The organism is Variovorax trehalosi (genome assembly GCF_051216415.1).
GTDB lineage: Bacteria > Pseudomonadota > Gammaproteobacteria > Burkholderiales > Burkholderiaceae_C > Variovorax.
Map to the genome: position 1 here is coordinate 1 of NZ_JBPJZG010000025.1, position 1,421 is coordinate 1,421.

Sequence of the window (1,421 nt, forward strand, 5' to 3'; positions counted from 1 at the left end):
GTGCGTGGTGTCGTTCCATCCGAGAAGGATCTGCTTGCGCTCCTCGGGCTGCAGGATCTGGATGCTTCCGATGGGCTGTGTGGCATCGGCGGCGATGGCCTCGAGCACGCATTGCAGGCGCTGGACGATCTGCGCCACAGTGGCGCGATCAAACAAATCCGGCCGATAGCCCACACGTAACTGCACCCGCGCACCCGGCACGATGGTGATGCTCAGCGGGTAGTGCGTGGTGTCCCCCCCGCTCGATCCACCAGAGGCAATGGACAAGCCGTTGTACGACGGCTGGCGGGCATTGGGGTCGACTGGATAGTTTTCGTAGACCAGCAGAGAGTCAAAGAGCGAGCTGAAGCCCGCCAGGCGCTGGATGTCCGTCAAACCCAGATGCTGGTGGGCGATGAGGGACGACTGCTCGTCCTGTAGCCTTGCGAGCACCTGGCTGATCGACTCCGAGGGAGCGAACTGCATGCGCACGGGCAATGTGTTGATGAACAGTCCCACCATGCCCTCGACACCCTGCAGCTCGGGCGGACGGCCCGAGACCGTGATGCCGAATACCACGTCCTGACGACCAGTGAGGCGCGCGAGCAACGCGCCCCAAGCACCTTGCATCAAGGTGTTGAGCGTCAGACTGTGCTGGCGCGCCTGGCGTGTGAGTGCCTCGCCCAGGTCCTGGGGCAGGCTCAGCGAGAGCATCTCCTGGCGGCCCGAAGAGGCGGCCGGAGCTGTGACAAGACGGGTGGGCTCTTGCAAGCCTGCGAAGGCCGCACGCCACGCAGCTTCGGCGGCCGGGCGATCCTGCTGCTTGTACCAGGACAGGTAGTTGCGGTAGGGCGCTGGCGGCGGCAAGGCGTGCGCATCGCCCCGGCTCACGTACAACGCGAACAGCTCCTTGAGCAGGATCGGCATGGACCAGCCGTCCAGCAGGATGTGGTGGTTGGTGAAGACGAAGCGAGCACGCTGTGTTGCCAGGCGGATGAGCGCAAAGCGCAGCAGCGGGGCCTGGGCGGGGTCAAAGGGGCGCACGCGGTCGTCCTGCAGCCAGCGCTGCAGCGTCGCCTCACGGGTCTCGGGATCGAGCGATGAGAGGTCGATGTCCTGCCAGGGCAAGGTGATCTCGCGCGGGATGACCTGCACGGGCTCGGAGAGGTTATGGTGCAAGAAGGCCGCGCGCAGGTTGGCGTGGCGCTGCAGCAGCGCGGTGGCTGCCGCGCGCAGGGCGGCCGTGTCCAGCGGCCCGGTGAGCTCGAAGCCCAGCTGCACCACGTAGGCATCGGCCTCCTGCTCGTCGAACAGCGCGTGGAACAGCAGGCCCTGTTGCAGGGCCGACAGCGGCAGGATCTCCTCCAGTGGGGGCGAGGACTCTTCCAGTTGCTCGATTTCGGCCTGGCTCAGTGTGAGCAGGGGGAAGTCCGACGGTGTGA

The 1,421-nt window shown here is 66.0% G+C and carries 1 protein-coding gene; it reads right to left on the reverse strand.

Translation table 11 applies throughout. The features are described 5' to 3' along the window. A partial coding sequence (locus ACSFA7_RS33555; protein ID WP_435503360.1) for a condensation domain-containing protein occupies nucleotides 1-1,421 on the reverse strand: 1,421 nt, incomplete at both ends.